This is a genomic window from Streptomyces tricolor (assembly GCF_002155905.1).
Lineage (GTDB): Bacteria > Actinomycetota > Actinomycetes > Streptomycetales > Streptomycetaceae > Streptomyces > Streptomyces tricolor.
Genome location: NZ_MUMF01001100.1, coordinates 1 through 1413, shown reverse-complemented (window position 1 = coordinate 1413; position 1413 = coordinate 1). Strand labels below are relative to the sequence as shown.

At 77.0% G+C, this 1413-nt stretch carries 2 protein-coding genes; one reads left to right on the top strand and one right to left on the bottom strand.

Annotated features, from left to right (window positions below; genetic code table 11):
* On the top strand, positions 1-918 hold a 918-nt coding region (locus CCN44_RS42970; protein ID WP_086704704.1), incomplete at its 5' end, for a CehA/McbA family metallohydrolase.
* Here CCN44_RS42970 and CCN44_RS42965 read toward each other — a convergent pair.
* The gene (locus tag CCN44_RS42965; protein WP_059250637.1) at positions 887-1273 is read right to left on the bottom strand and encodes a hypothetical protein; all 387 of its coding nucleotides are present in this window, start codon (positions 1271-1273) and stop codon (positions 887-889) included. The two genes, CCN44_RS42970 and CCN44_RS42965, sit on opposite strands and share 32 nt — an antisense overlap.
* Positions 1274-1413: the final 140 nt, after the last annotated feature.

Genomic DNA, 1413 nt, shown 5'->3' with positions numbered 1-1413 from the left:
GCGCTGGCCCGGGCGGCCGGGCTGGACTTCCTGAACAGCTCCGACCACAACACCAACGCCTCGCACGCCCACTGGGCCGACGCGGCCGGCGACGACCTGCTGGTGCTGCTCGGCGAGGAGGTCACCACCCGCAACGGGCACGTCCTGGCGCTCGGCACCGAGCCGGGCACCTTCGTCGACTGGCGCTACCGGGCCCGGGACGGCCGCTGGGCGCGTTTCGCGCGGGACATCCGCCGGGCCGGCGGTCTCGTCGTACCCGCCCATCCGCACGGCGACTGCGTGGGGTGCGGCTGGAAGTTCGGGTTCGCGGAGGCGGACGCCGTGGAGGTGTGGAACGGGGCCTGGACACCGGACGACGAGCTGGCCCTCGCCGCCTGGGACGCGCGGCTGGTGGCGGCGGTGCGGGGCGGGCGGGGGTGGCTGCCGGCGATGGGCGACAGCGACGCGCACCGCGATCCGGACGTGGTCGGGACGCCCCAGACGGTCGTCCTCGCCGACGCGCTGACGCGGGAGGCGATCCTGGCGGGGCTGCGGGCCGGGCGGTCGTACGTGGCCGAGTCACGGCACGTCTCGCTGGTGTTCTCCGTCACGGCCGACGGAGGTGAGGAGGCGGGGATCGGGGAGCGGCTGGCGGTCGGGGACGACACCCCGGTGACCGTCCGGCTGGAGGTGTCCGGGGCGCCGCGCTGCGCGGTCCGGCTCGTCACCGACCAGGGCGTGGTGCACACCGGCGGACCGCTGCCGGTGTCCGGCTCGGGGACCGTGGAGTGGCGGACGAGCCCGGCCCGCGCCGCCTATGTGCGGGCCGAGGTGCGGCACGAGACGGCGCTCGGGCCGGTGCCGGGGGCGATGGCCGCGCTCACCAACCCCGTCTTCCTCGGCCGGGTCAGCGGCGGGTGGCCCGGCGCAGCGCGATGATCTCGGCGACCGCGTCCAGCCAGCGGGCGGCGCGGGTCTCGGCCTCCGGGGTGCCGGCGGCCTGGGCGGCGTCGCGCAGCCAGTCGCGCAGCAGGGCAGCGGGCTCCGGGGACGGCAGCGGCTCGGGCAGCTCGGCGGCGTACGCGAGGCCGCCGGCCCGGACGATGTCGGCGACGAACACCAGCGAGCGGGGCAGCACCCCGAGCCGGTCCAGGGTGACCGCGGCGGCCACGGCGCCGTCGCCGAACAGGGCCGTGCGGAAGGCGTCCTGGGTCAGGCCGTACCGCAGCAGGACGGCGACGTCGGTGGTGGCCAGCAGTTCGTCGTCGGTGCGGGTCTCGGGCGAAGAGGGCATGGGGGCCTCGGTTCCGGTCCGCCTCAGCGGACGGTGATCGTGAAGACGTAGTACCCGGCGCCGGAGTGGGAACGCGGGGCCGCGGTCAGGGTGGGGTACGGGGACGGGGACGCCGTGCCGGCCGGGGTGGGGCTCAGGGT

Coding starts and splice junctions, on each gene's coding strand:
- CCN44_RS42965 (WP_059250637.1), bottom strand. CDS start 1,273: ATGCCCTCTTCGCCCGAGACCCGCACCGACGACGAACTGCTGGCCACC.